This window comes from Shewanella sp. SW32 (genome assembly GCF_025653365.1).
GTDB lineage: Bacteria > Pseudomonadota > Gammaproteobacteria > Enterobacterales > Shewanellaceae > Shewanella > Shewanella oncorhynchi.
The window spans coordinates 75,552-99,576 of sequence record NZ_JAKKSJ010000016.1; the positions used below are offsets into that span (position 1 = coordinate 75,552).

General features: G+C 46.1%; 18 protein-coding genes and 1 pseudogene. 10 read left to right on the top strand and 9 right to left on the bottom strand.

Annotation, left to right across the window (positions count from 1 at the left end):
- Positions 1 to 3 precede the first annotated feature (3 nt).
- From scpB to L5M28_RS11430, 3 genes and pseudogenes are all read left to right on the top strand, one after another.
- A complete protein-coding gene (scpB, locus tag L5M28_RS11420; RefSeq protein ID WP_198572804.1) occupies positions 4 to 600 on the top strand; it encodes an SMC-Scp complex subunit ScpB in 597 nt (198 codons plus the stop codon).
- Positions 593 to 1,468: a 23S rRNA pseudouridine(2605) synthase RluB gene (gene rluB, locus L5M28_RS11425; protein WP_028760991.1), complete on the top strand. Its 876-nt coding sequence runs from the start codon at positions 593 to 595 to the stop codon at positions 1,466 to 1,468. Before scpB ends, rluB begins: the two co-directional genes overlap by 8 nt.
- Positions 1,469 to 1,569: 101 nt before the next feature.
- Positions 1,570 to 2,534 (top strand): annotated as a pseudogene (locus tag L5M28_RS11430) (exo-alpha-sialidase).
- Between the two features lie 145 nt (positions 2,535 to 2,679).
- Here the strand turns inward: L5M28_RS11430 and L5M28_RS11435 are convergent.
- Positions 2,680 to 3,417 carry a YciK family oxidoreductase gene (locus L5M28_RS11435; protein WP_105252124.1) on the bottom strand — a complete coding sequence of 246 codons (738 nt, stop codon included), beginning with the start codon at positions 3,415 to 3,417 and terminating at the stop codon, positions 2,680 to 2,682.
- A gap of 262 nt (positions 3,418 to 3,679) precedes the next feature.
- Here L5M28_RS11435 and L5M28_RS11440 point away from each other — a divergent pair, with 262 nt between their 5' ends.
- Together L5M28_RS11440 and sohB are read left to right on the top strand one after the other, a co-directional pair.
- Complete coding sequence (locus L5M28_RS11440; RefSeq protein WP_219234377.1) at positions 3,680 to 6,163, top strand: VolA/Pla-1 family phospholipase; 2,484 nt, start codon at positions 3,680 to 3,682, stop codon at positions 6,161 to 6,163.
- A gap of 111 nt (positions 6,164 to 6,274) precedes the next feature.
- Complete coding sequence (gene sohB / locus L5M28_RS11445) at positions 6,275 to 7,291, top strand: protease SohB (RefSeq protein ID WP_263203380.1); 1,017 nt, start codon at positions 6,275 to 6,277, stop codon at positions 7,289 to 7,291.
- 87 nt (positions 7,292 to 7,378) lie between these two features.
- Here the strand turns inward: sohB and L5M28_RS11450 are convergent, their stop codons facing one another.
- Together L5M28_RS11450 and L5M28_RS11455 are read right to left on the bottom strand one after the other, a co-directional pair.
- Positions 7,379 to 8,446 (bottom strand): DUF3083 family protein, encoded by a 1,068-nt coding sequence (locus tag L5M28_RS11450; protein ID WP_263203381.1) that lies wholly within the window; start codon positions 8,444 to 8,446, stop codon positions 7,379 to 7,381.
- A gap of 145 nt (positions 8,447 to 8,591) precedes the next feature.
- Positions 8,592 to 9,191: an arylesterase gene (locus tag L5M28_RS11455; protein WP_263203382.1), complete on the bottom strand. Its 600-nt coding sequence runs from the start codon at positions 9,189 to 9,191 to the stop codon at positions 8,592 to 8,594.
- Positions 9,192 to 9,243: 52 nt separating this feature from the next.
- Here L5M28_RS11455 and L5M28_RS11460 point away from each other — a divergent pair, with 52 nt between their 5' ends.
- From L5M28_RS11460 to lepB, 3 genes are all read left to right on the top strand, one after another.
- Positions 9,244 to 9,972, top strand: coding sequence for an ABC transporter ATP-binding protein (locus L5M28_RS11460; RefSeq protein WP_212600695.1), 729 nt, complete (start codon positions 9,244 to 9,246; stop codon positions 9,970 to 9,972).
- A gap of 2 nt (positions 9,973 to 9,974) precedes the next feature.
- Positions 9,975 to 12,485: an ABC transporter permease gene (locus L5M28_RS11465; RefSeq protein ID WP_263203383.1), complete on the top strand. Its 2,511-nt coding sequence runs from the start codon at positions 9,975 to 9,977 to the stop codon at positions 12,483 to 12,485.
- A 266-nt stretch (positions 12,486 to 12,751) separates the two neighbouring features.
- Complete coding sequence (gene lepB / locus L5M28_RS11470) at positions 12,752 to 13,414, top strand: signal peptidase I (protein ID WP_219234380.1); 663 nt, start codon at positions 12,752 to 12,754, stop codon at positions 13,412 to 13,414.
- A gap of 75 nt (positions 13,415 to 13,489) precedes the next feature.
- Here lepB and gltS read toward each other — a convergent pair whose 3' ends face one another.
- The 3 genes from gltS to folX all read right to left on the bottom strand — a co-directional run bounded on the left by gltS (position 13,490) and on the right by folX (position 16,589).
- On the bottom strand, positions 13,490 to 14,713 hold the full coding sequence (gene gltS, locus L5M28_RS11475) for a sodium/glutamate symporter (RefSeq protein ID WP_113940752.1): 1,224 nt from the start codon (positions 14,711 to 14,713) through the stop codon (positions 13,490 to 13,492).
- Between the two features lie 532 nt (positions 14,714 to 15,245).
- Positions 15,246 to 16,139: a TIGR01777 family oxidoreductase gene (locus tag L5M28_RS11480; protein WP_263203384.1), complete on the bottom strand. Its 894-nt coding sequence runs from the start codon at positions 16,137 to 16,139 to the stop codon at positions 15,246 to 15,248.
- An 87-nt stretch (positions 16,140 to 16,226) separates the two neighbouring features.
- A complete protein-coding gene (gene folX / locus L5M28_RS11485) occupies positions 16,227 to 16,589 on the bottom strand; it encodes a dihydroneopterin triphosphate 2'-epimerase (RefSeq protein ID WP_006082167.1) in 363 nt (120 codons plus the stop codon).
- 98 nt (positions 16,590 to 16,687) lie between these two features.
- Here folX and L5M28_RS11490 point away from each other — a divergent pair, with 98 nt between their 5' ends.
- Both L5M28_RS11490 and L5M28_RS11495 read left to right on the top strand, forming a co-directional pair.
- Positions 16,688 to 17,797, top strand: a complete 1,110-nt coding sequence (locus L5M28_RS11490) for an AI-2E family transporter (RefSeq protein ID WP_219234382.1) — start codon at positions 16,688 to 16,690, stop codon at positions 17,795 to 17,797.
- Between the two features lie 6 nt (positions 17,798 to 17,803).
- Positions 17,804 to 18,721 (top strand): class I SAM-dependent methyltransferase, encoded by a 918-nt coding sequence (locus L5M28_RS11495; protein ID WP_263203385.1) that lies wholly within the window; start codon positions 17,804 to 17,806, stop codon positions 18,719 to 18,721.
- Positions 18,722 to 19,520: 799 nt separating this feature from the next.
- On the opposite strand, the gene L5M28_RS11500 is transcribed toward L5M28_RS11495, so the two are convergent.
- The 3 genes from L5M28_RS11500 to ackA all read right to left on the bottom strand — a co-directional run bounded on the left by L5M28_RS11500 (position 19,521) and on the right by ackA (position 23,898).
- Complete coding sequence (locus L5M28_RS11500) at positions 19,521 to 19,955, bottom strand: hypothetical protein (protein WP_105252133.1); 435 nt, start codon at positions 19,953 to 19,955, stop codon at positions 19,521 to 19,523.
- Positions 19,956 to 20,433: 478 nt separating this feature from the next.
- Complete coding sequence (gene pta / locus L5M28_RS11505; RefSeq protein WP_131523542.1) at positions 20,434 to 22,587, bottom strand: phosphate acetyltransferase; 2,154 nt, start codon at positions 22,585 to 22,587, stop codon at positions 20,434 to 20,436.
- A 111-nt stretch (positions 22,588 to 22,698) separates the two neighbouring features.
- The gene (gene ackA / locus L5M28_RS11510) at positions 22,699 to 23,898 is read right to left on the bottom strand and encodes an acetate kinase (protein ID WP_219234385.1); all 1,200 of its coding nucleotides are present in this window, start codon (positions 23,896 to 23,898) and stop codon (positions 22,699 to 22,701) included.
- Positions 23,899 to 24,025 lie beyond the last annotated feature (127 nt).

Sequence of the window (24,025 nt, forward strand, 5' to 3'; positions counted from 1 at the left end):
TTGATGCAGATAAATCCTACTCAATTAAAACAGCTTATTGAAGCGAGTTTGTTTGTATTGGGGAAACCCTTGTCGGCGAAAATGTTGAAAGACACTGTATTGGTGGATTTCACGGTTTCCAGAGACAAAATAAAAGCTGCATTGGATGAGCTGCAGCAGGATTATCAAGACAGAGGTGTGCAACTTGTGAAAGTCGCTGGAGGTTATCGCTTCCAGACCTTAGAAGTCTTGAGTCCTTTTTTGCAACCCCTGTGGCAAGAAAAGGCGCCTAAATATTCGCGTGCGACATTAGAAACCTTGGCGGTAATTGCCTATCGTCAACCTGTGACTCGTGGCGATATTGAACAGGTGCGCGGTGTGGCTATAAGTAGCCATATCATAAAAAGTTTGTCAGATAGACATTGGATTAAAGTAGTTGGCCATAAAGAAGTACCGGGGCGACCCGCGTTATATGCCACTACCTTAGAATTTTTAGCATATTTTGGCTTAGATACCTTAGCGGATTTACCGCCGCTGTCGGATACTGAGTCATTGCAGGCGGTTTTTTCAGGTTTGAAATCATCGCCAGAACAGTCAGAAGAGCAAAATACTAATGAGTGAAAAATTGCAGAAAGTCTTGGCCCGTGCAGGCCATGGCTCCCGTCGTGAGATGGAGGCATGGATTGCTGCAGGCCGAGTTAGTATTGATGGTGAAATTGCTAGCCTTGGGGATCGTATTGAAGCTGATGCTAAAGTACGTATCGATGGCAGAGCCATTTCGTTAAAGTCTGCCGAAGATGTGATTTGCCGTGTGCTGGCATATCATAAACCTGAAGGCGAAATTTGTAGTCGTAAAGATCCTGAAGGCCGTCCAACGGTATTCGATCGCTTACCTAAAGTGCGTGATTCACGCTGGGTAGCGGTTGGTCGTTTAGACATTAACACCTCAGGCTTATTGTTGTTTACGTCAGATGGTGAGTTGGCGAACCGTTTAATGCATCCATCGAACGAAGTCGACCGCGAATACGCAGTGCGTACCTTTGGTGAAATCCCTGAGGCGACAGTGCAACGTTTACGTACTGGCGTCATGTTAGAAGACGGCCCTGCGCAGTTTGATAGCATCAAACCAGCGGGCGGCGAAGGCATGAACCAGTGGTGGCATGTGTGTTTACGCGAAGGTCGCAACCGTGAAGTGCGCCGTTTGTGGGAATCCCAAGAAGTACAGGTGAGTCGTTTGATCCGTATTCGTTATGGTATGGTCGAACTGCCAAAATCACTGCCTCGCGGTGGCTGGGTTGAATTGCCAGTAGAGCAAGTTAACTACTTGCGTAAGCTGGCGGGTCTTGAGCCCGAAACTCGTACTATGCTCGCCGCTGATAAACACAGCGTAGCCCGTGCTCAGGTGAAGAGTGCTAAAATTCGCCGCGCCGTACGTAAGCATAAAGTGACCGGATCGGGGAAACCTAAGCCATCGCGTCAGCGCAGCTAAGTTGTTTTATCCCAATGAAAAAGGCCGCTAAGCGGCCTTTTTGCTTTCTGTTATTTGCAGCTATGTTATAACAAGTCTCAGTTGGATTGAGGAGTGAATGGATGAAGCTAATTTCAGTGAAACGGATTTGGGAACACGCTGCCCATAATGCGTTTACCGATTTAATCACGTTTCAGGGGGCACTGTTTTGCGTTTTCCGTGAAGGGACTGCCCATGTGTCACCCGATGGTGCGCTACGAATTCTACGCTCAGCGGATTTAGGCGACACTTGGCAGAGCGTGGCGCTGATCCGTTCGGATGAGGCGGATTTACGCGATGGCAAACTGATTGAGTATCAAGGGGAATTACTCTTACTCGGCGGCGGGACTTTACACGATAAGTCTGGCTTACAATCACATCTTTGGCGCTCAGCCAATGGGCTAGCGTGGTCGGATGCGTTAAAAGTCGCTGATAAAGGCTATTGGTTATGGCGCTTAACCGAGCATCAAAATGCACTCTATGGCGTGGGTTATCGCGCTGGGCCTGATGGCGATACCCGCTTGTATAAAAGTGATGATGGGGTGCAGTTTGAGACTTGGTTAAAGGTGTTTAATAATCAAGGTTATGTCAACGAAACTGCCATTGTTTTTCATCAAGAAAACGGCTTTTGTCTATTGAGGCGCGATCCCGTATGGGCCCAGAATTTGTCGGTTTACTCGGCCGCAGTCAAATGCCATTCACCGATTGGCAATGGCAAGAACTCGATAAGCGCATTGGTGGGCCAGTGATGTTGATGTACCAATCCCGTTTGTTGGCTGTGGTGCGTTTATACGATGAACAAGTTCGAACGGCTTTAGTTCAAATTCATCCAGATACTGGCGTGGTTCAAGAGTTATTGACGCTGCCATCGAAGGGCGATACCAGTTATGCGGGCGTTGTGATTGACGGAAATGAGTTGTGGGTAAGTTATTACTCCAGCCATGAGTTAGCTGACTCACAGCTGGATACGCAAAATTCGCTTGATGAATCAAACAGAGTCGCCAAAGCTAAAACGATGATTTATTTTGCAAAAATTCAGTTAAGCTAAGATTGGCGGTGCGCTATCTTTGTTGTACTTAATGTCATCGACAAGTTCGGGTTTCATTTTGAGAATATCTAAAATAATAAAGAGCCATAAATAGGCCCTTTAATATTGCTGAATCATACCGGCAGAAACTCAATAAGCGATTCGATTACTGTGCGTTAAACTGCTGTCCGTTGACGGCACTAGAATCTTGACCCATCAAATAGAGATAGGTCGGCATGATCTCTTCAGCGGTTTTGAGATCCAGTGGATTCTCTGCAGGGTAGGCTTTAGCGCGCATCTCAGTGCGGGTAGCTCCTGGATTGATGCTGTTAACTCGAACTGAGGTGCCATCGCATTCATGGGCGAGAACTTGCATCATGCCTTCGGTGGCAAACTTAGAGAAAGCATAAGGTCCCCAATAGGCGCGGCCTTGACGACCCACACTGCTCGACGTAAAGATAATAGATGCACTGGGTGCTTGGCGCATCACAGGTAGTAATGCTTTAGTTAGCATGACTTGGGCCGTGACGTTCACTTTTAGCACGTCTTCGAGTGATGGAATATCTATGTGTTCAAACGGGCCTAAGGCGCCGAGCAAGCTAGCGTTATGTAATAAGCCGTCTAAATGATCGAATTGCTCGGCTATGGTATCGGCCATATCGCGATAATTTTGTTCCGTTGCGCCCTTAAGATCCAATGGCACTATGGCAGGTTTGGGATAACCAGCTTGCTCTATTACGTCGTAAACTGCTTCCAATTTTTTCACTGTTTTACCAAGTAAAATCACAGTGGCGCCGTGTTTTGCAAACTCAATGGCGGCGGTACGGCCTATGCCAGCACCAGCGCCTGTGACTAAAATCGTCTTGCCCTTGAGTAAATCTTTTGCTGCTTGATATTCCAACATGAGTCTCTTTTTCCTCTTGGCGAGAATGCCCGCCACTTCTAGAGTCGCCGAAGTGATAAACGCATGTTTCAAACAAATGAATGAAACTTTGTTATCAATAGCTAAAATCTTTGTGACAAACTTGTGGCTAACTCAATATTTTTACGTTAACTTGAAATGAGTTAGGGGCTAACATAAGCCCTATTGGTCACAGATCTAAAAGCTATTGTGACTAATTTCTTGGGGAAAACAAAACTATTACAACAAGATTTGGGGAAAAAAGATGAAAAGACTCATTTTGGGTGTTGCGATTGCATCTGCACTGGGCCTCACAGGATGTGGTGAGGACAGTTTTAATGAACTCAAGGATAAGACAGAAGTGCTCATCCCTGAATCGCACATGGTGTTCGACCCTGCTAATTCAAAAGTTCCATTACCGAATGATTTGCTGTTCAGTGGCACCAAAGATGGCACATTATCAATTCCGGGTGAAAGCTCGGGCAATTATGTTGATCCACAAATAGCGCTTGGGGCGTTAGATGGGTGGTCCACAACATCACCGATTTCTATTGATATCGATTTGGCGAAAAAACATGACGGTACACCGCTGACCTTAATGGCGGCATCAGTTGCACAACCGGGTGCTGTCAGAATGTTTGAAGCCACAGTAGGCGGCGCATTATCGTCTGATCCCGAATGTAAGGCTAAACCGTCAGTTTCAGCCTGTAAAGTGGGCGCTGAGTTGCAGTTTGGCGTTGACTTTATATCAACCGCTTCGGGCAAAAAAGTGGTGATAATACCGCTTAAGCCACTCAAAGCTGGGCAATCTTATATTTATGCGACAACGAATCTTATTCAAGATTCTGAAGGTCGTGGTATCGCTCCTTCAACGACCTATGGTTTGTTGAAGCTGGATATCAATACGTTACCTTTAGAAACGCCAGATCAATTGATGCTGCAAACCTTAGTGAATAGTTATGAGAAAGGGATTGCTGCGGCCCATAAGGTCGATCCTTTAACCATCAGTTACTCTGGCTTATTTACAACTCAGTCTGTTGCTAACGTCTATGAAACCACCAAATTGCTGATGGCGAAGGGTGCTCCCTATGCACCAAGCTTTGCCCAGATGCCAACACCGACTGGATTGACTGTGGCTCAAGTGGCGGGCTTAACACCAGCTGCTGGAGCTGCCTATGTTGCCGCAAACTTGGCTGATGTGTATACGGCAAAAATTAAACTGCCTATTTACGGTGATTGTTCTTCAGTTGGTTGTTTATCCGCTGAAGGTAAACCATTAATTAATGGTCATTGGAAAGCCCAAGGTGATAGCCCTGTATCTGTGCTACTAGCCCTGCAAGCGGGCACACTCAGCCAGAATAATTTTGGTATGCAAGCGGTGGCTAATGGTATTGCCAACCCTGCTGATGCTTTAGCCAATCCCTCGTTAATGGCGGGTAAAACATGGGTTTTAGACGATGGTACGGCAGTTGATAAAACCAAACATCTGACTAAATTCAATCCTATTCCAGCAATCAAAGGTTATGAAACAGTATCTGTACTGATTTCTATGCCCAATGCAACGAAATTGGCCGCTTTTTATCAACAGCAAGGTCGTGAGTTTATTCCTCCTACATCTGGTTGGCCAACAACAATTGCCCTTCACGGTTTAGGTGGCGGTAAAGAAATGTCATTGGCCTATGCCGGCACGTATGCGGCAATGGGGGTTGCAACTGTTGCTATTGATATGCCACTTCACGGTGCGCGTTCATTCGATGCTAACGGTGATGGGATTTATGAAGTCTCTGCGACAGATCCTGCCTTCGGTGCAGTTGTCGGTAAACCGGATGCCTTTAAAAATGGTAACCCGTTGGTGTTTGTGAATATTTCTAGCACTTTGTCGGTGCGAGATAACTTCCGTCAAGCGACGATGGACCATTTAGGGGTGCGTCTTGCTCTTACGGGCTTAGCACAGGGCTTAGCACAAGCAGGTCAGCCGCAAGTATTTGATGTGACTAAAATCAGTGCTCAAGGTCTGAGTTTAGGCGCCATTGTGGGCACTGATTTTGCGACCTATGCCAGCACAGGTATGAAGAATCCAGCAACCGGCGATGCCTTGCCAAATGCTTATGCTATCAATGCTGTATCCTTAGTTGCGCCAGCAGGTGGATTAGCAGGATCATTCGCAGGTTCTGCAACCTTTGGCCCAGTACTGTTTAGTAATATTACGGCATCTGCAACTTTCCAAGCACAGGTCGATGCGGCTAATACAGCAGGTTATGAGCCTGGTAGCCCTGAATATGCGGCACTGGTGCAGGGGGTATATGCCCAATTTATTCCGACGTTTGCCTTTGCGGTTCAAACAGCGGTAGATTCTGCAGATCCTGTTAACCATGCTGCTATGTTAAAAGCGACAGGCTTACCTGTTCACTTAATTGAAGTGGCGGGTGATGGTAACGGTAACTTAGCAGATCAAGTGCTGCCTAATCGCGTCGATAACTTCCCATTATCGGGCACTGAGCCGCTGATCGCTGCCATCGGGCTACCTTGTGCCGATAGCACGAGCAAAGGTCATGGCGTTGTGCGTTTCGCTAAAGGTCACCACAGTTCGATTGTTGATCCTAAAGAAAAGGAATCAACGGATGGTATGGCCGCGGCTGCCACGGTTGAAATGCAGACTCAAGTGGCAACCTATGCTGCTACTGCAGGTAAGGACGACGTGACGATTTTAGTGACAAACAGTGGGGTCATTGCGACTTGTCCTAACTAATCTTGCCTTAATCGGAAAAACCCAGCCTTTGCTGGGTTTTTTTATGGGCCTTTAGGCTGTTAGAATAGCGCGCAATTGATTGAATGATGTAACGCCCTAACGGAGAACACTTTGGAATTTTTATACGAGTATGGAATGTTTTTGGCGAAAGCCGTCACAATAGTGGTCGCAATCGTTGCCGTTATTATTGTGGTGTTGGCTTCCACTGTAAAACACAAGTCAGATAAGGGCGAGCTGAGGATCACTAACTTGTCTGAAGAGTTAGAAGAACTTAAGCATGGCTTAAAAGAAGAACTTCTGTCAAAGAAACAATTCAAAGCCTATGAAAAGCAATTAAAAGCTGACGAAAAGGCAAAAGACAAGGCCGCAGATGAAGCCTGCACGGGCAAAGTGTTCGTGATTGATTTTAAGGGCAGTATCGATGCCGCTGAGGTCGCATCACTGCGTGAAGAAATCAGTGCAATTATCGCTATCGCAGAAAAAGGCGATGAAGTGGTTGTCAATGTAGAGAGTGGCGGTGGTATGGTGCATGGTTATGGTTTAGCCTCCAGCCAGTTAGATCGCTTACGCCAAGCTGATATTCCATTGACTGTCTGTGTTGATAAAGTCGCCGCCAGTGGTGGCTATATGATGGCCTGTGTAGCGAATAAAATTTATGCTGCACCTTTTGCCATTGTCGGTTCTATTGGTGTTGTTGCTCAACTGCCTAACTTTAATCGCCTGCTGAAAAAGCATGAAATTGATTATGAGCAACATACGGCTGGTAATTTTAAGCGCACCTTGACAGTATTTGGTGAAAACTCCGATGAGGGAAGACAGAAGTTTCAAGAAGAACTCGAAGAAACCCACGTCTTATTTAAAGCGTTTGTTGGTAAGTATCGCCCTGAGTTGGATTTAGTGAAAGTCGCTACTGGCGAGCATTGGTACGGTCAGCAAGCCATTGAATTAGGTTTAGTTGATGCGATTTCGACCAGCGATGATGTGATAATGTCACTCGCCACAGAGCGTTCTGTGTACAAGATACGTTATCAGATGAGAAAGAAACTCGCTGATAAAATTGCCCACGGTGCCTCTTTGTCTGTGAACGCTATTTTCAATCGCCTCATAGAAAAAAATCGTCCTATGTAATTTTGTCTATTGGTGAATAAAAGTAAAAACGCCTGCATTTGCAGGCGTTTTCATTTGCTGAGCTTTCGCGGCTAATACCGAAGTGGGTTAGATTTGATAGCTGATATGTTGATGGAAGCGTACGATGAGATCTTCACGCTCCGGATCGACACCTATGTCCGCTGCGAAGGCCTTCAGAGCTGTTTCAACATTGTTCATAAAGCGACCGAAACCCGAATCGTCACAATCCTTGGTACCTGCCACTATGGTAAAGTGCGCGGCTTCGACTAAGTTATCGGCATCCCAGCGACGGATAACTTGTTGCTCAGTCGCATTAGGATCGAACCCTATCATTTGTACTTCGGCTTTGCTGGCGAGCTTTTCAAACTTACTGTTACGCACAAGTGGTGTTAAGCCGTTCGCTATCATAGCAAGGCGTGTTAGCTGTCTATTCGCTGCCGCTTTGAGGAAGCAGTCTTCAAGATGCTGATATAAAGGCGTAAAGTCAGTGGCTGAGTCAGGTAATAAACCCTGTTTGAGTTTGCGGCTCAGCGGCAAGCTCACCGTCACATAGGTAAGAGAGCTAACGTTTTCTGGTAACTCACATTTTCTGGCTTTATATCTTGGGCCGATGGCGCGCAGTTTATAACCATAGGTTTCTTTATAGCCCTTAGCTTTTGCGAACAGATCATAGGATAAATGCTGATGGTCGCGGACCTTAACCTTAAGAGCGCTTATTGGCATTAAGGGCATTAATTCAGTGAGCAACTCACGCACCTTGATATGGAAACTGGCGGAATTACTGCGAATATCGTCACCTGTGGCGAGAAACACAATGCGCAGTTTACGGGCGCGATAGTTTTCTTGCGAGAATAAGTTTTGGGCTTCGTGGTAGGCTGGGTTATAAAAAAATAGAATTTGTTCAGTGGTTTGGAAGCAATACGCTTCGGTATGGTAACGCACTACTGGCAGTTTATCGTTAGTGATCACGTGAACATTACGGAGATCGTGTTGTTCTGCCAAATTAAATATCAAACGGCTTAACGTTTGATAGCAGCTTTGATAATCGGGATATTGATTGAGTAGCTCATCCGTCACCTTGATTTCGGCTGTGATGTATTGATTTGTACGGGCTTCCTTGGGTATGTACACTTTTTGCTGATGGCTAAGGGACATATTGACTCCTTGTTTGAGTTAACCATTTGCTAACACGAATTTTACTGTTTATCTATAGGGTGAATCTTGCGTTAGAACACGTTTTTATCCGTTGAACATGAGTTTAGCTAAGTAAGCGGTTCGTTAGCTTAAAATAGCAGCTATTTTATTGGGTTAACGCATTTTCTATCCATGGTTGCATCCAAGCCGCAATCTGAGCTTGCGCCTTTTCGTTGGGATGAATGCCATCCCTTTGCATTAATTCTGGATGGGGCGCGATATCCTGCATAAAGAAGGGGATCAATACTATATCCTGGGTTTTAGATATGTCTTGATACACTCGGGTGAACTTTTGGGTATAGCGAGGGCCATAGTTAGGCGGTACCATGATCTCGGTCAGCAGCACTTTTGCGCCGCTATCTTTGGCTAGGGTAATGATTTGGATTAGATTATTTTCGAGTTGCGTTGGGGGGAATCCACGTAAACCATCATTACCTCCCAGTTCAACGACCACAAGGTCGGGAGCAACAGAATCGAGCAAGGCGGGTAATCGGCGTAGGCCGCCCGCTGTGGTTTCGCCGCTCACAGAGCAATTGGTAAACTGATGTTCGGGCAGATTTTTTTGCAGTAGTGCTACCCAGCCTGACTGTTCTGCCATGCCGTAGCTAGCGCCTAAGCTATCGCCGAGGATCAGTATCTTTGCCGCGTGAGCGGGCGTGACCATGAGTACACTCAGTAGGATGAATGCCCCTAGGGTCTTCGCCATTGATTTTAATCTTAGCGATTGATACCAGAACGATTTATATAAGAAGGATCCTATGTCTAACGTCATCTTAAAAAACAGTGCCATTAATGTTGTTAACCTCGAAAAATCAGTGATTACTCAGGAAGGAACGCTCACTATCCTCAAGGGCATTAACTTAGATGTCAAGCAAGGTGAGAGTGTGGCCATTCTCGGCCCATCAGGTTCAGGCAAATCCACCTTATTGGGATTGCTTGCGGCGCTTGATACGCCTACGTCGGGGGAGATTTGGCTCGATGGTGTGGCATTATCACCATTGAATGAAGAGCAAAAAGCGGCACTGCGTAAACAGAAGGTCAGCTTTATTTTTCAATCCTTTATGTTAGTGGATACCTTAACTGCACTCGAGAACGTCATGTTACCCGCCGAGCTTGCGGGCGTGAGTAATGCCAAGGAAAAAGCGCAGGCCATGTTGGTGCGTGTTGGTTTATCCCATCGCTTGACCCATTTACCCAAACAGCTTTCGGGTGGTGAACAGCAAAGGGTGGCGATTGCCCGCGCTTTTATCTGTGAACCTACAGTTTTGTTTGCCGATGAACCAACAGGCAATTTAGATAGCGTCAACGGCCATAAGATTGCCGATATGTTGTTTGAGCTTAATCAAGAAAGCCATACAACCTTAGTCCTTGTTACCCATGATCTGCTGCTGGCCAAGCGGTGTGAGCGTCAATTGGTGATGGATAACGGCCATTTACAGGAAGATATCACTCAAACAGAACCGCTAGCCGATGTTAAGGAGGCTTAATAATGGAGTTAAGTCTGGCATGGCGCCTGTTTAAACGCGAGTTACAGCAGGGACAATTGTTATTGATTATCCTCGCTATTACGCTCGCGGTTTTGTCTGTGAGTGGCTTGGCGCGGGTGAGTGAACGTCTGCAAGTGGCAATTAGTGGTCAAGCTTCACAGTTTATTGCTGCCGACCGTATTATCGATTCGCCGGTTAAAATTGATGCGGCGATTTTATCCAAAGCCGAAGCGCTTGGGCTTAAGCATGTGACTAACATGCAATTTAATTCCATGGTCTATTCGGGAGATAAGTTTCAGTTAGTCACAGTACGCGCCGTAGAGTCGGGTTACCCGCTTAAGGGCGATATTGAACTCACCAGCGGTAAAACCAAGGCGTTACCTCAAGCGGGCGAAATCTGGTTTGAGACTCGCTTAGGCGGACTTTTGGGTTATCCCAAATCCATCGAACTAGGTAACAGTGAATTTGTGCTCAGCAATGAGATCAGCCGCTTACCCGACGCGGGCTTTAATCCTTTTGCTTCATCGCCCGTGGTATTGATGCGCATGGAGGATGTCGCCAAAACGGGAGTGATTCAACCGGGCAGCCGCGTGACTTATCTGTATCAATTTGCTGGCGATGAAGCTTCGCTTACGGCCTTTGAGCAAAGTGTTAAACCGCTTTTGAATAGCACCCAGCGTTGGGTCGATGTGCAATCCGGTGACTCGCCGATAGCGGGAGCGGTTAAGCGAGCTGAGCGCTTCCTACTGCTAGCAAGTTTGATGGGCATTGCATTGGCCTGCGCGGCGATAGGTATTGCCGCACAGCGTTATTGTCAGCGTCATTACGATGTGGTGGCCATGCTGAAAACCTTTGGCGCCTCGGCAAAGCAAATTCGCCTGTTGTTTGGTACTCATTTATTGTTGGTAACACTACTGGGAATTGGTCTAGGTCTAATTGGGGGAGGGTTACTCGATTTTGGGATCAGTTATCTATTACCACCTGAAATTGCGGCCTATTCACCGCCACTCACACGGCCATTATTACTCGGTATCAGCACTGGGCTCATCAGCGCCTTTATGTTTTCGGCTTATCCATTGATGCGTTTACTGGCTATTCCGCCACTTCGGGTGTTGCAGCGTCAGTTAGAAGGCTTACAGCTTGGTATGTGGCTGCATTTGCTACTGAGTCTAGGGGCTATGGCGCTACTGGGCTATTTGTATTCCCAAAGTTGGACTTTGACTCTGACTGTGGTCGCGGCTGTGCTATTGCTGGCTGTGCTATTAAGTCTGCTTGGATTTGTGATGATACGAGCAGGACACAGTGTTGGTATGAAGACTACCAATCCTTTGCAATTAGCGCTGGCGGGGCTAAGGCGTCGTGCGCGGCAAAATGCGGTGCAATTGGTTGGCTTTAGCGCTGCACTGGTACTGTTATTGACTATTTTGGCGTTAAGACAAGATTTACTTAACGAATGGCAAAAACAGTTGCCCGAAAATGCGCCTAATTATTTCCTTGTCAATATTGCGCCTGATGATGCAAAGCCCTTGAATGATTTCATGACGGCGAAGGGGATAGTGGCGACAGATATTTATCCGGTGATCCGTGGCCGATTAACTCAAATTAACGGTGAAGCGCTGATTTCGAATGAACAGTCAGAAGCGGGTGAAAAGGGAAGAGTGGGCATTTCGCGCGAGTTAAACCTAACGTGGCGCAATACACTGCCTGCTAACAACGAACTGTTAGAGGGGCATTTTAATCAAGCCGCTGATGAAGTGTCGGTGGAGTCCGGCGTGGCGGAGCGTCTAGGTATTGGTCTTGGCGATAAGCTGACTTACGTGATTGATAATCAAGAGCTCACAGTTAAAGTTGCCAGTATTCGTGCCGTACACTGGGAAACGCTGCAACCGAACTTCTTTATGATTTTCACTCAAGAAGCGCTCGCGCCTTTTGGTTATACTTCGATGGCGAGTTTTTATTTAAATGACCAGTCAACAAATGACCCCGCAACAAACGGCCAAGCGCTGAGTGCCGATGGTACGCCTAAGGATGCAGTGATCCTTGCGCTTATTCAGCAATTTCCGACGATATCTATCATAGATGTTGGCGCTATGGTGGGGCAGTTGCGGCAGATAATTGAGCAAGTGTCGCTGTCGTTGTCTTTAGTGCTGGCCTTAGTGTTATTAGCCAGTGCCTTAGTCTTGATTGCACAGACTGAGGCTGGCATGGCAACTCGGCAACGTGAACTGGCGGTGTTACGTACCTTTGGTGCTTCAGGATGGTTATTGCGCAGTGCAACGGGTTTAGAGTTCGCCTTACTTGGCGGTATTGCGGGTGTGTTAGCCGTAATTGTGGCCGAATTTGCGTTATATCTACTTAAGACGCAAGTGTTTGAGCTTAATGTATACATGCACTGGCCTTGGTGGGGTATTGCCCCTGTTTCTGGAGCCTTAATCGTCGCCTTACTAGGGGTTTGGCGTTGTCGACAATTGCTCAGCCAATCTTGCTCTGAGCTATTAAAGGCTGGGAGCTAGGGCGGTTTGTGAACTCTGTTGATGGGCTAAAACATAAAGCTTATTAAGACAACAAGCTGAGCCAACATTAAAAGCACTGATGCGACATAAGCTCAGTGCTTTTTTGTTATGGGGTTGATTCTGCTGCACTTGAATTGAATATGCTTTTTACATCGGCTTACAAATTGATCTGTGCTTAAGCAGGTAGCAACAGAACTTAGTGCAACTCAATGGGTCTATCTAACTGAGAACAGCGACTAGCTTATATATGCCATAGAGGGAATATTATGTTCAAAGGAATAACAAAACTGCTTAAGGATAATCGCTCCTTTTTTCTGTTTATCAGTTTAATGCTAGTGTTCAGGAGCGCTGTGGCCGATTGGAATACTGTGCCATCGGGTTCTATGCTGCCGACTATCGTCGAGGGTGATCGCATTCTTGTTAATAAGATGGCTTATGATCTTAGGGTGCCATTTACGCATATCGCATTAGTTAAACTGGCAGATCCTGCTCGCGGCGATATCGTGGTATTTGACTCGAAAAAGGCCGATAAAAAACTGATTAAGCGGGTAATAGCTGTGCCAGGCGATACTGTGATGATGCAGGATAATCGCTTGTATTTAAACGGCGAACTGCTTAGCTACACATCCCAAGCATTGAGTGCTTATGCTCCCGCTGATGTGACAGAAATGCAGGAAAATTTACTCGGTATGGTCCACAGTATTCGCCTTAACCCTGTACCCTCAAGGCTTGCCAATTTTGGACCTGTCACAGTGCCGGATGCGCATTATTTAGCCCTGGGTGATAATCGTGATAACAGTGCTGACTCTCGGGTTATTGGCTTCGTGCCCCGTGATGAGATTGTTGGCCGTTCAAGTTCAGTCGTTTTCTCCCTTGATTATGATGATTATTACCTACCTCGGCCTGAACGCTTAATGCGTGAATTCTAGTTTTAACTATTTTGAACCATAAAATAGGGCGCCAAAGTCGGCGCCCTATTTTTTAAGTGATTGGTTTATTCGCAACTACTTCATAAAGCTCAGATAGCCCTGTAAGACAATTAAGTTAACTATGTCGATAAAGAAGGCTCCGACGATAGGTACTACCATAAAGGCTTGGGGTGATGGCCCTGTGCGTGAGACGAGCGCGCCCATATTCATTACCGCTGTTGGGGTTGCACCCATACCAAAGCCGCAGTGGCCACCGGTGATCACCGCAGCATCGTAATTACTGCCCATGACTTTGAACGTCACGAAATAGGCAAAAATGGCCAACACTGCGGTTTGTACCAGTAATATCACCAGTAGCGGGATCGCTAAATCAAAAATTTCCCATAACTTTAAAGTCATTAAGGCCATTGAGAGGAAGAGTGACAGCGCGACAGTCCCTATCACATCGATGCTTTCGGTATGGGGTTTGTAACCGCGGGTGAGTTCTGTGAGATTAGCAATGAGCACGCCAAGAAAAAGAGCATATACAAAGTCGGGCATCTTTAGCCATGCAATACCCGATTGGCTGATCCACAGCGTGAGCCATTTTGATCCTGCAACACACAACAACAGCACAAACAGAGTTTCTAATATGGTTTTGGCGGTGACTTGGTCTTCTTCTAAGTGATCATAAGTGACTAAATGCGGATGTTCACTGTGATGCTTGCGGCCAACCCCATAGCGAGAAACGAGATTATGTTTACCGATTAATCGCTGTGCGACGGGGCCACCGATGATCCCACCCATGATCAAACCAAAGGTTGCCGCGGCCATAGCAAACTCTAAGGTGTTGATACCGTAGCGCTCAGCAAAGGTTTGTGACCAAGCGACGCCGGTACCATGGCCGCCCGACAGGGTAATTGATCCTGCGATAAGTCCCATGATGGGATCGAGCCCCAATAGGCTGGCTAAACTGACGCCGACGGCATTTTGAATCACAATATACACTGAGGCTACACCTAAAAAGATGAAGACTTTTTTACCACCGCTGAGCAATAGCTTGTAGTTTGCCGAGAGGCCAATGGTGCTAAAAAACATCAGCATTAAGGTATTTTGCAGTGATAGGCTGAAGTCGAGACTAATATTTTGAAAATGAAGAAATGTGACTCCCGCGGCGACAACAAGGCCACCCACTATGGGTTCGGGGATATTATATTGCCTGAAGACACGTACATGGCGATTGATAGAGTGGCCGATAAACAGCACGAAAATGGCAATTAAAAATGATTCTAGCTCGCCAATCATATAGGTCGTGTGCATGAAAATTCCTTACAAACTGTCTTAGTGCGGGCGTTTCATTGGGCACAATGTCCAATGAGAAGTAACCCATCTTGTTATTAAGTACCTGCTAATGCTGGATGTTAAGCGCTTGATGTCGAGGACAGATCAGTGTCAATCCGATAAAAAATTTAAAGGACGAGTAGGCGCGAGCGTGTATCGTTTTATGGTCTACAGACCAAGAACAGTAGATTAAATAGCCTGTTCCTGAGCATAAATAACTGTCTATTTATGAGGTGTTGCTGAGTCTATCTGTGGTCAAGGCTGAGGCGGTTAATGCGTGCCTCCTATGACCGAATGGAGGCGAGTTTAGCAGAAAATGGACGGATTGTCGCTAAATCATAATATAAATCATGATGTTACATTCTTGTTTTTCTAGTGTTGCTAAAATAATGGCAAGATTGACGTTACAATATACCTGGTTGTTGAGCGGATTTGAGTACTAAGATGCCACCTCATTAGCCACTGATTTTATCAGCATATTAAAGCTGAGTTTAAGCTCTAGCGTGCTAGCCTATTTGGCTAACACGTTTGTTAAGGCGTTATCGAGATCACTGAATTGAAACTGAAAACCCGCTTCGAGGGCACGTTTGGGGTAAACAAATTGCCCTTCTGTCAGTAGCTCCGACATTTCGCCCATCGCTAAGCGTAATGCAAGCGGTGGGGTCGTGATTAACGCTGGGCGATTAAGTGCTTTTCCGAGCGCTTTGGTAAACACAGCGTTACTCACTGGATTGGGTGCTGTGGCATTAAATATGCCTTTACAGTGTTGTTGAGTGAGTAAAAAATCAATAAGGGAAATGAGATCCTGCACATGGATCCAGCTCATACCTTGGCGTCCATGGCCAATTGGGCCACCGAGTCCGAGTTTAAATGGCGGTAACATTTTCTCTAAGGCACCACCTTTACCTAGCACGATACCAATACGGATAATGCAGACTCGTGTGTGCTCTGAGGTTGCATTTAGCGCCTCTTGTTCCCATTTTCGACAGATGTCATGGCTAAACTCAACATGGGCGCCACTAGACTCATCGAGTAATTTATCATCGTGCCGCCCGTAATAACCGACTGCCGAACCACTCACCATGATCTGAGGAGGGGTGCTACTCTGATGTATTAGCTGAGTTAATCTTGCCGTAATATCCCAGCGACTATCACAAATGCGTTGCTTCTGGTTTTTACTCCAACGTTTAGCGACTATGGGTTCACCCGCAATATTTACAATGGCACCAATGTGATTCAAGTCGCTTAGCGCATCGAGACTCTCGAGGTAATGGTGCTGATTGCCGAGCACTTTTTGTGTTTGTTGCACTGAGCGAGTTAATAACGTCAGTTGATGATATGGCGCCAGTCGTTCGACTAATTGGCGACCAATAAAGCCGCTTGCGCCGGTGATCAGTATATTCATGGAACCTCTCTTAATTGGTTAAGCTCTGCGGATATATACCAAAATGCGGTGTGCAACGATCACTTAGTCGGAGTATTTTTAGCCAGATTATTTTTGATAACATAACTCCATCGAGACTGAATCAGCAAAGCGCAGGGCATGGGGTTTGTCGATTTCGACACTGGCAAATTCAACCCAAGGATGCTCACTGGCGATGGCCAGCGTTTGGCTGGTGAGATTTTCGAGTAATGAGAAACGGTTATTCTCAATCAGTTCAATGATCTTTTTGGTGATAGTGCGGTAATTGAGCGCATCCTCGACATTGTCACTGTTACGGGCACGTTCGGCACAATAATGGATCACGACATTAATGATCACGTCTTGGCGATTTTGGATTTCATCTTCTTTAATGCCAATAAAAGTACGAAGTCTTAAGTTTTTAATGCGTATAATCGCGGTTTCTGGTTTCATAATGACAAATGGCTATCTTAAGCTAAAGTTGCTGAGGTTAAGTGGTTTCAAGGGTTAGCCTAACAATTTTATCTAAGATCAAGAAGGATTTTTAATAAATGACTCGACCTAATGCGCCCTCTGCTGCTTATCGTGGCTTTGCGGTTATGGCCTTTGTAGTGATTATTTTGGCAGGGATTAAGGCGGCGAGCCCTATTGTGGTGCCGTTTGTGCTGTCCAGTTTTCTTGCGGTGATTTGTAATCCTGCAATCGGTTTGATGACAAAGTTCCGTGTGCCTAAATGGCTGGCAGTGATCCTCTTGATGGGTTTTATTGTGTTGATGGGCCTATGGTTAGCCTCAGTCGTCGGCAGTTCTGTCAATGAGTTTTCTAAACAATTGCCCCAATATCGCGATCAGCTGGTGGAGCAGTTTTCGTGGATTATCCATAAATTACAGGCATTAAATATTCAGATTTCGAAGGATCAGGTATTAGCCTATTTTGACCCTGGCATGGCCTTGTCTATGACCACGAATATGCTATCGGGTGTCGGCAATGTGATGGCGAATTTATTTCTGATCATCCTCACTATCGTCTTTATGCTGTTTGAAGCTCAGTCGCTGCCAAAGAAATTGCACCTGGCATTGGACGATCCCGATATGCGCTTAAAGCAGATTGACCGCTTTTTACAATCTGTGAATCAGTACATGGTGATCAAGACCTTAGTGAGTTTGGCTACTGGGATCATCGTCGGTGTGGGATTGACCTTCATCGGCGTGGATTACGCCATGTTATGGGCGGTGATTGCTTTCCTGTTTAATTACATTCCCAATATTGGTTCTATCATTGCCGCCATTCCAGCGGTGTTGTTGGCCTTTATTCAGCTTGGCCCTGCGGCTGCGGGGGGAACTGCACTTTTGTACGTGGGTGCCAACATGGTGATGGGCAATATCATTGAGCCTAAATTTATGGGGCGCGGTCTGGGGTTATCGACCTTAGTGGTGTTTTTATCATTAATTTTCTGGGGCTGGTTATTAGGTTCTGTGGGCATGTTGCTGTCAGTGCCATTGACTATGGTGGTTAAAATTGCCCTCGAATCGAGTAAGAGTGGTAATTGGTTAGCCATTTTATTATCGGACGATATCGAAGATAAGTTCTTGGCCAGTAACACGGAAAATGCAATTCCCAATGGCGATGAAGCCAATACAAGTGCAACTGAGAGTAAGTAGTAGAAGATGCAAAGTTTTATACAAGCGCTAGCGACAATTGAGTTAGGTGATGATGCGGTGCGGTTATTCCACGGCCGCGGTGGGCATTACGTGGGTTGTGAGCACCTATGTTTAGATTGGTTTGCACCCGTACTATTGCTGACCAGCTTTACTCCCTTGGAGGATACGGATTTAACCCTCTGCCAACAGGCGATTGCAGCGCGCTGGCAAGCTATTAGGCCAGATAGCCAATTGAATTTAGTCTACCAATACCGTAGTGCAGGGGGGACGTTTACCCAATTATTGCAAGGTGAAGTGCCTGAGCCGCATATCGTTAGCGAAAATGGCGCACGGTTTCAGGTGCACCTAATGCGCGGACAAAACCACGGACTCTTCCTCGATATGGCTAATGGTCGTGAGTGGGTTAGAGCAAACGCCCGTTATAAAAAGGTGCTTAATTTGTTCGCTTATACCTGTGGTTTCTCGGTCGCGGCATTACAAGGGGGCGCCGATGAAGTTGTGAATATGGACATGAGCAAAGGCGCATTAGGCATAGGTAAGCAGAACCATTTGCTGAATGGCTTTAGCGCGGGAGCCCGTTTTTTAGGCCATGATATTTTTAAATCTTGGGGCAAACTGAAAAAGCTCAGTCCCTACGACATTGTTGTTGCCGATCCACCGAGCAATCAAAAGGGCAGTTTTGTTGCGACTAAGGATTATGTGCGTTTAATTAGGCGTTTACCTGAGTTGCTTGCCGAGAATGGCGAAGTATTACTGTGTCTAAATGCACCTGAACTCGATACCGCTTTCCTGCGTCAACAGGTAGCGGAAGCTGCACCTGCACTCGAATACATAGAGCGCTTAGCCAATCCGCTAGCCTTTATGGATGTGTCGGAAGAGAAGTCACTTAAGGTGCTTCGCTACCGCTTATCGACTCAAGCCTAGGCCTGATTTAGCTTAACTGGCCAGTATTAACTGGCCTTTTTTGTCGGCTTAGGTTGAGTGTTTAGCTTTCTACACTGTCGCTTATTACACAGCACTTATTATTCAGTAGCTTAATCGCTCAGATAGCTGCGATCGCCCATAGGTTTCAATCACTTTACTTACTTGATGTTGGTCTAAGTGTTTGAGGGTGGAAATTTCACCATAAAGCCTGCCCTGAACATCTAATGGCATTCCCTAGATTCATTTTGTGTAAGCGATTTCTGTTAATCGCTTTTGTGTATAAAGCGAATGATGAAATGGCGTCAGCATGGCCTCAATATCCTCGTAGAAAGTGAAAGTCTTTCATGTGGAAGTACTGATTGTGAGCTATTCAAATGATAACTAGCCTTAAATGCCATGCTTGGTGATACAAAACTGAAAGTTTTCTGTAATTATGGCTTTTGCTTTGTTATACTCCCGCCCACGGAATGTATCCCTTTCCTCATAGGCAAAATGTCAGCATAGAATGGCAAGCCTCTGCGACCTTACCCAATCAAGCAGGAGTTGTTATGGAAGTTCATGAATACGAAAATGCTTATTATCAAGTGAAAGACGATGTACTAACGTCTTTACCTGCTGAAAGCGAAGAAGAAGTGATCCAAGCTTAATCGATAACGATTAAACTGACGGTACTTATGAGTCGGAAATAACAGAACAAGCACAAAAAATAGCAACCTTAGGGTTGCTATTTTTTTGGTTGAAAGTAAGCAGAATGATTGTATGACAAGGTATGCGCGGTGAAAGCAGGCAAGAAAGGGGGTTAACCGTTAACTTTGCGCTTTTCAGGCAGAAGTTCGACGATAATCCATTGGCTACCAATTTTGTGTAGGCGTATGGTCCTGTCATCAATCCATGGTTGACCACCTTTAAGACCTTTCATTTTGACCACAACAATGACGTCTTTGGTAAATTTGCGGAAGAAGTCGATATCGATATCATCAATTTCCATTTCAACATTGGTCATAGATAGGCCGAGCATATTACGCTGTACGGCTGCGGCAATGTGGTAATGGGTGAGCACTTGTTTAATGGGATCGTCGACGTATTGCTTGGCTTGTTCAACATTACGATCAACATAAATCGCTTTAAAAAAGCCTAAGCTCACTTCTTCCGGTGATAACTGGCGCTGCTCTTGCGTTGAGGGATCGCCACAACCGAAGAGAAACAGGAGGGAGAAAAAAAATAGAGTTCGCATAAGTTTTAGTTATTGGAATTTGTTCCGAGTATCGCGATTTTAGCTGTAATGTACAAGTCTTGTCGTGATTCGCTGTCTATTGTGAAAAGCATTGACTCAAACCTCATGTGTGTGGCATATAGTTAGGAGTCATATAAAAAGGTTATCCACAGAAACTGTGGAAAACTATGTTGAAGACTTCAGTGATACTTTGTAAGTCACTGATATTGTCTTGCTTTATTTGCTGATTAAAAAGTGACGCTTTTCTGCTTTCCATTATGTTCCACTTCTACTTGTGGATATTTTTCGCAATTTGCCGAGCTTATTCACACTGCATAATTTGATATTTCTCGTTTTTTCTTCATCTTTTGCAATTTCGACTTATCCATTAAGCGATTCTTGCGATCAACGGTATGGTTTACGCTAAATTTGAGCATAAAAAAAGCACCGGTAATAACCAGTGCTTTTTTGTGCGTAACGCTATGCAGATTTAATGCTGTTAGCCTTTAGCTGCGTCGTTCTGTGCGGCTTGAATTGCCGTTAGTGCGATAGTGTAGACGATGTCATCGACTAACGCGCCGCGAGACAAGTCGTTCACAGGTTTGCGCATACCTTGCAGCATAGGACCAATACTGATCAGATCGGCGCTTCGCTGTACGGCCTTGTAAGTCGTGTTGCCTGTATTAAGGTCTGGGAACACGAAAACAGTAGCTTGACCAGCGACAGGGCTATTAGGTGCCTTAGAGCGTGCAACGTTTGGCATAACCGCCGCATCGTATTGCAATGGACCATCAATAATCAGATCTGGGCGTTTTTCTTTGGCAATACGGGTTGCTTCACGCACTTTATCCACATCTGAACCTGTACCTGAGTTGCCAGTTGAGTAGCTGATCATTGCCACTCTTGGCTCGATACCGAAGGCTTTTGCTGATTCTGCCGATTGGATGGCGATATCAGCTAACTGCTCAGCATTAGGATCTGGGTTAATCGCACAATCACCGTAAACAAGCACTTGATCTGGCATCAGCATAAAGAAGATGGATGAAACTAAGCTTGAGCCCGGTGCCGTTTTGATCAATTGCAGTGGTGGACGAATGGTATTGGCTGTGGTGTTAACCGCACCAGAAACGATACCGTCGACTTCGTTTTGCGCCAACATCATAGTGCCGAGCACCATGTTGTCTTCTAACTGTTCACGAGCAACGACTTCAGTTAAGCCTTTGCTGCGACGCAGTTCCAACATAGGTTCTACGTAACGGTCGCGCACCTCTTCAGGATCGATAATGATCACGCCTTCGCCAAGCACCACATCTTGCTGGGCGGCGATACGCAGAATTTCCTCTTTTTTACCTAAGAGTACACAGCGAGCAATACCGCGTTCTGCACAAATGGCCGCCGCTTTAATGGTACGCGGCTCATCACCTTCTGGAAGCACCACAGTCTTGTGGGCGGCGCGCGCTAATTCCGTGAGTTTGTAACGGAAAGCCGGTGGTGACAGGCGATGCTCACGGGGTGAGTTTTTAGTCACGCTTTCAATCCACGTTTGATCGATGTGGCTGGCCACATAATCCTGCACCAGATCGATACGAACCGCGTCATCGACGGGTACTTCATGGTCGAAACGTTGAATGTTGAGCGAGGTTTGCCAAGTGTTACTGTCGATCAAGAACACAGGTAAACCAGTTTCAAAGGCCTGTTCACACAGCTTAAGGATTTCCGGCTCTGGCTCGTAGCTACCCGTCAACAACAGGGCACCAATTTTCACGCCGTTCATGGCCGCAAGACAGGCTGAAACGATGACATCTGAGCGATCGCCTGAGGTCACAAGTAGTGAATCAGTCTTAATATGGGTCACCATATTAGGGATACTGCGGGCACAAAACGTTACTTTACGCAGGCGGCGGGTATGCATTTCACCAGCATTCAGAATGCGTGCACTTAAATGTTTCGCTAAATCCGACGCACGAGGAGCGACAAGATCAAGATTGTAGGGAACGCTGCCTAAAATACGCAGTGGGCTCTTACCCGGCAGTTGGAACATGCTGGCCGCATCTGAGCGTTGAACACCTTGGTGATCAAAGACTTCAGAAAGATCAGGGCGCGCGCGACCTTCGTCATCAACGGGTGCTCCAATCTTGTTAATTACGGCGCCAATTAAGCGTTTATTCTTTTTCCCGCCCCAAGAGTTATAGGCGATTTCGAGGCGATTCATTAGCCCTGTGGCCGTATCACTGCCTGGTGTGGCAATAAAAATCACGTCGGCATCCATGGCTTTAGCGATGGCATAGTTCACATCATCGGCGAAGGGATGATTACGCGTTGGCACTAAACCTTCGACAATTAAGGTCTCTGTGTTGCTAGCGCAATCGGCCGCACGGGCAATGATTTGCTCCATTAAGACGTCGATTTGGTCGGCGCGGATTAAGGCTTCGGCATGGGCCATGTCGAAGGGCTCTAAGGGATTTACTGTTGGCGATTTGCTCAGAATAGTGGTAGAGCGTTCTGGGCCATTATCGTTTGGACGAAGCTGAGAAATAGGCTTAAAGAACTGAACCTTAACCCCGTGGCGCTCCAGTGCGCGCACCATCCCAAGGCTTAAGGAGGTCAGGCCGACTCCGGTACCTATGGGGATTAACATAATATTACGAGACATAAAAACCTCTAGTTTCGATGGTTTTTGGCAGAATAGTTTCTGCAAATTTGCTTGTGAGTACGGCTACGTAAGGTATAAAGCCGTTTGGGTGAGCAAACGGCTTAGGTCTTTTTATTTGTTGATAAGTTTAATGGAATCTTCGGCGATAACCCATTCTTCGTTCGTTGGGATCACCATGGCAATCGTGCCTTTATCTTGGGTGATGATACCTTTCTTACCGAAACGCGCCGCTTTGTTGCGCTCACTATCGACATGGAAATTGAAGATTTCCAGCATGTTGAGCACTTTTTCACGGATTAAATCTGAGTTTTCGCCAATGCCGCCGGTGAAGACGACTGCATCTAAACGGCCCAGTGGCACAGTGTAAGAGGCGATGTACTTGGCTAAGCGGTAGCAGAAGATTTCTAAGGCTAAGGTCGCGCCTTTATGGCCCTCGGCGTAACCTTCTTCTATGCCACGGCAATCGTTGGTCAGCTCGGAAATACCCAGCAGACCACTTTGCTTGTTCATCAGGTTATTCACTTCTTCTAAGGTGTAACCCAGTTGATGGACTAAGTGATAGATGATTGAAGGGTCAATATCGCCACAACGCGTGCCCATGACCAAACCTTCTAATGGGGTTAAGCCCATAGAAGTGTCGACACTTTTGCCGCCTTTGATGGCAGTCACTGACGCGCCATTGCCTAAATGAGCACAGATCACGTTGGTATCTTCGATGGGCTTGTTGAGCATTTTTGCCGCTTCACGGCTAACGAATAAATGACTCGTGCCATGCATGCCATAACGACGAATACCGTGTTCACGGTATAACTTGTAAGGCAGGGCGTAGACATAAGCTCTGTCTGGCATGCTTTGGTGGAAAGCGGTATCAAATACAGCAACCTGTGGCAATTTAGGGAAAGAGGCCATTGCCGCGCGGATGCCGATAAGGTGAGCAGGATTGTGCAGTGGGGCTAATGAAGCACAGTCTTCGATGCCTTTGATCACGCTCTCATCGATGATCACTGAGCGAGTGAATTTCTCACCACCGTGAACGATACGATGGCCAACGGCTTGAATTTTTGCTGCTAATTCAGGTTGTTCCGCAAGAATTTTATTAACAATGTATTCAACTGCTTCACGGTGAGCCGTAAATGCACCTAAGGCTGCTTCATGTTTTTCGCCGTTGATTTTCCATTTAATGCGAGAGTCTTCTAAACCAAAACATTCGGCTAAGCCAGAAATTTGGTCGTCACCTGTTTGCGCGTCAATGACGGCAAATTTGAGAGAAGAGCTACCGCAATTGAGAACTAAAACCAGTTTATTTGACATGTGTAAACCCTTTGCCATTGTGTTTAATATAACGATTCAAAATAATGAGGAACTGCGGTGTTTTTACCATATCAGTCTTGGGGCGATTCGCCAGATTGTGCTATGGTAAGAGCAGTATTCCATTGTA

Excerpts from the sequence above, each read along its gene's own strand:
- scpB (WP_198572804.1), top strand. The coding sequence starts at position 4 with ATGCAGATAAATCCTACTCAATTAAAACAGCTTATTGAAGCGAGTTTG.
- rluB (WP_028760991.1), top strand. The coding sequence starts at position 593 with ATGAGTGAAAAATTGCAGAAAGTCTTGGCCCGTGCAGGCCATGGCTCC.
- L5M28_RS11435 (WP_105252124.1), bottom strand. The coding sequence starts at position 3,417 with ATGTTGGAATATCAAGCAGCAAAAGATTTACTCAAGGGCAAGACGATT.
- L5M28_RS11440 (WP_219234377.1), top strand. The coding sequence starts at position 3,680 with ATGAAAAGACTCATTTTGGGTGTTGCGATTGCATCTGCACTGGGCCTC.
- L5M28_RS11450 (WP_263203381.1), bottom strand. The coding sequence starts at position 8,446 with ATGTCCCTTAGCCATCAGCAAAAAGTGTACATACCCAAGGAAGCCCGT.
- L5M28_RS11455 (WP_263203382.1), bottom strand. The coding sequence starts at position 9,191 with ATGGCGAAGACCCTAGGGGCATTCATCCTACTGAGTGTACTCATGGTC.
- L5M28_RS11460 (WP_212600695.1), top strand. The coding sequence starts at position 9,244 with ATGTCTAACGTCATCTTAAAAAACAGTGCCATTAATGTTGTTAACCTC.
- L5M28_RS11465 (WP_263203383.1), top strand. The coding sequence starts at position 9,975 with ATGGAGTTAAGTCTGGCATGGCGCCTGTTTAAACGCGAGTTACAGCAG.
- lepB (WP_219234380.1), top strand. The coding sequence starts at position 12,752 with ATGTTCAAAGGAATAACAAAACTGCTTAAGGATAATCGCTCCTTTTTT.
- gltS (WP_113940752.1), bottom strand. The coding sequence starts at position 14,713 with ATGCACACGACCTATATGATTGGCGAGCTAGAATCATTTTTAATTGCC.
- L5M28_RS11480 (WP_263203384.1), bottom strand. The coding sequence starts at position 16,139 with ATGAATATACTGATCACCGGCGCAAGCGGCTTTATTGGTCGCCAATTA.
- folX (WP_006082167.1), bottom strand. The coding sequence starts at position 16,589 with ATGAAACCAGAAACCGCGATTATACGCATTAAAAACTTAAGACTTCGT.
- L5M28_RS11490 (WP_219234382.1), top strand. The coding sequence starts at position 16,688 with ATGACTCGACCTAATGCGCCCTCTGCTGCTTATCGTGGCTTTGCGGTT.
- L5M28_RS11495 (WP_263203385.1), top strand. The coding sequence starts at position 17,804 with ATGCAAAGTTTTATACAAGCGCTAGCGACAATTGAGTTAGGTGATGAT.
- L5M28_RS11500 (WP_105252133.1), bottom strand. The coding sequence starts at position 19,955 with ATGCGAACTCTATTTTTTTTCTCCCTCCTGTTTCTCTTCGGTTGTGGC.
- pta (WP_131523542.1), bottom strand. The coding sequence starts at position 22,587 with ATGTCTCGTAATATTATGTTAATCCCCATAGGTACCGGAGTCGGCCTG.
- ackA (WP_219234385.1), bottom strand. The coding sequence starts at position 23,898 with ATGTCAAATAAACTGGTTTTAGTTCTCAATTGCGGTAGCTCTTCTCTC.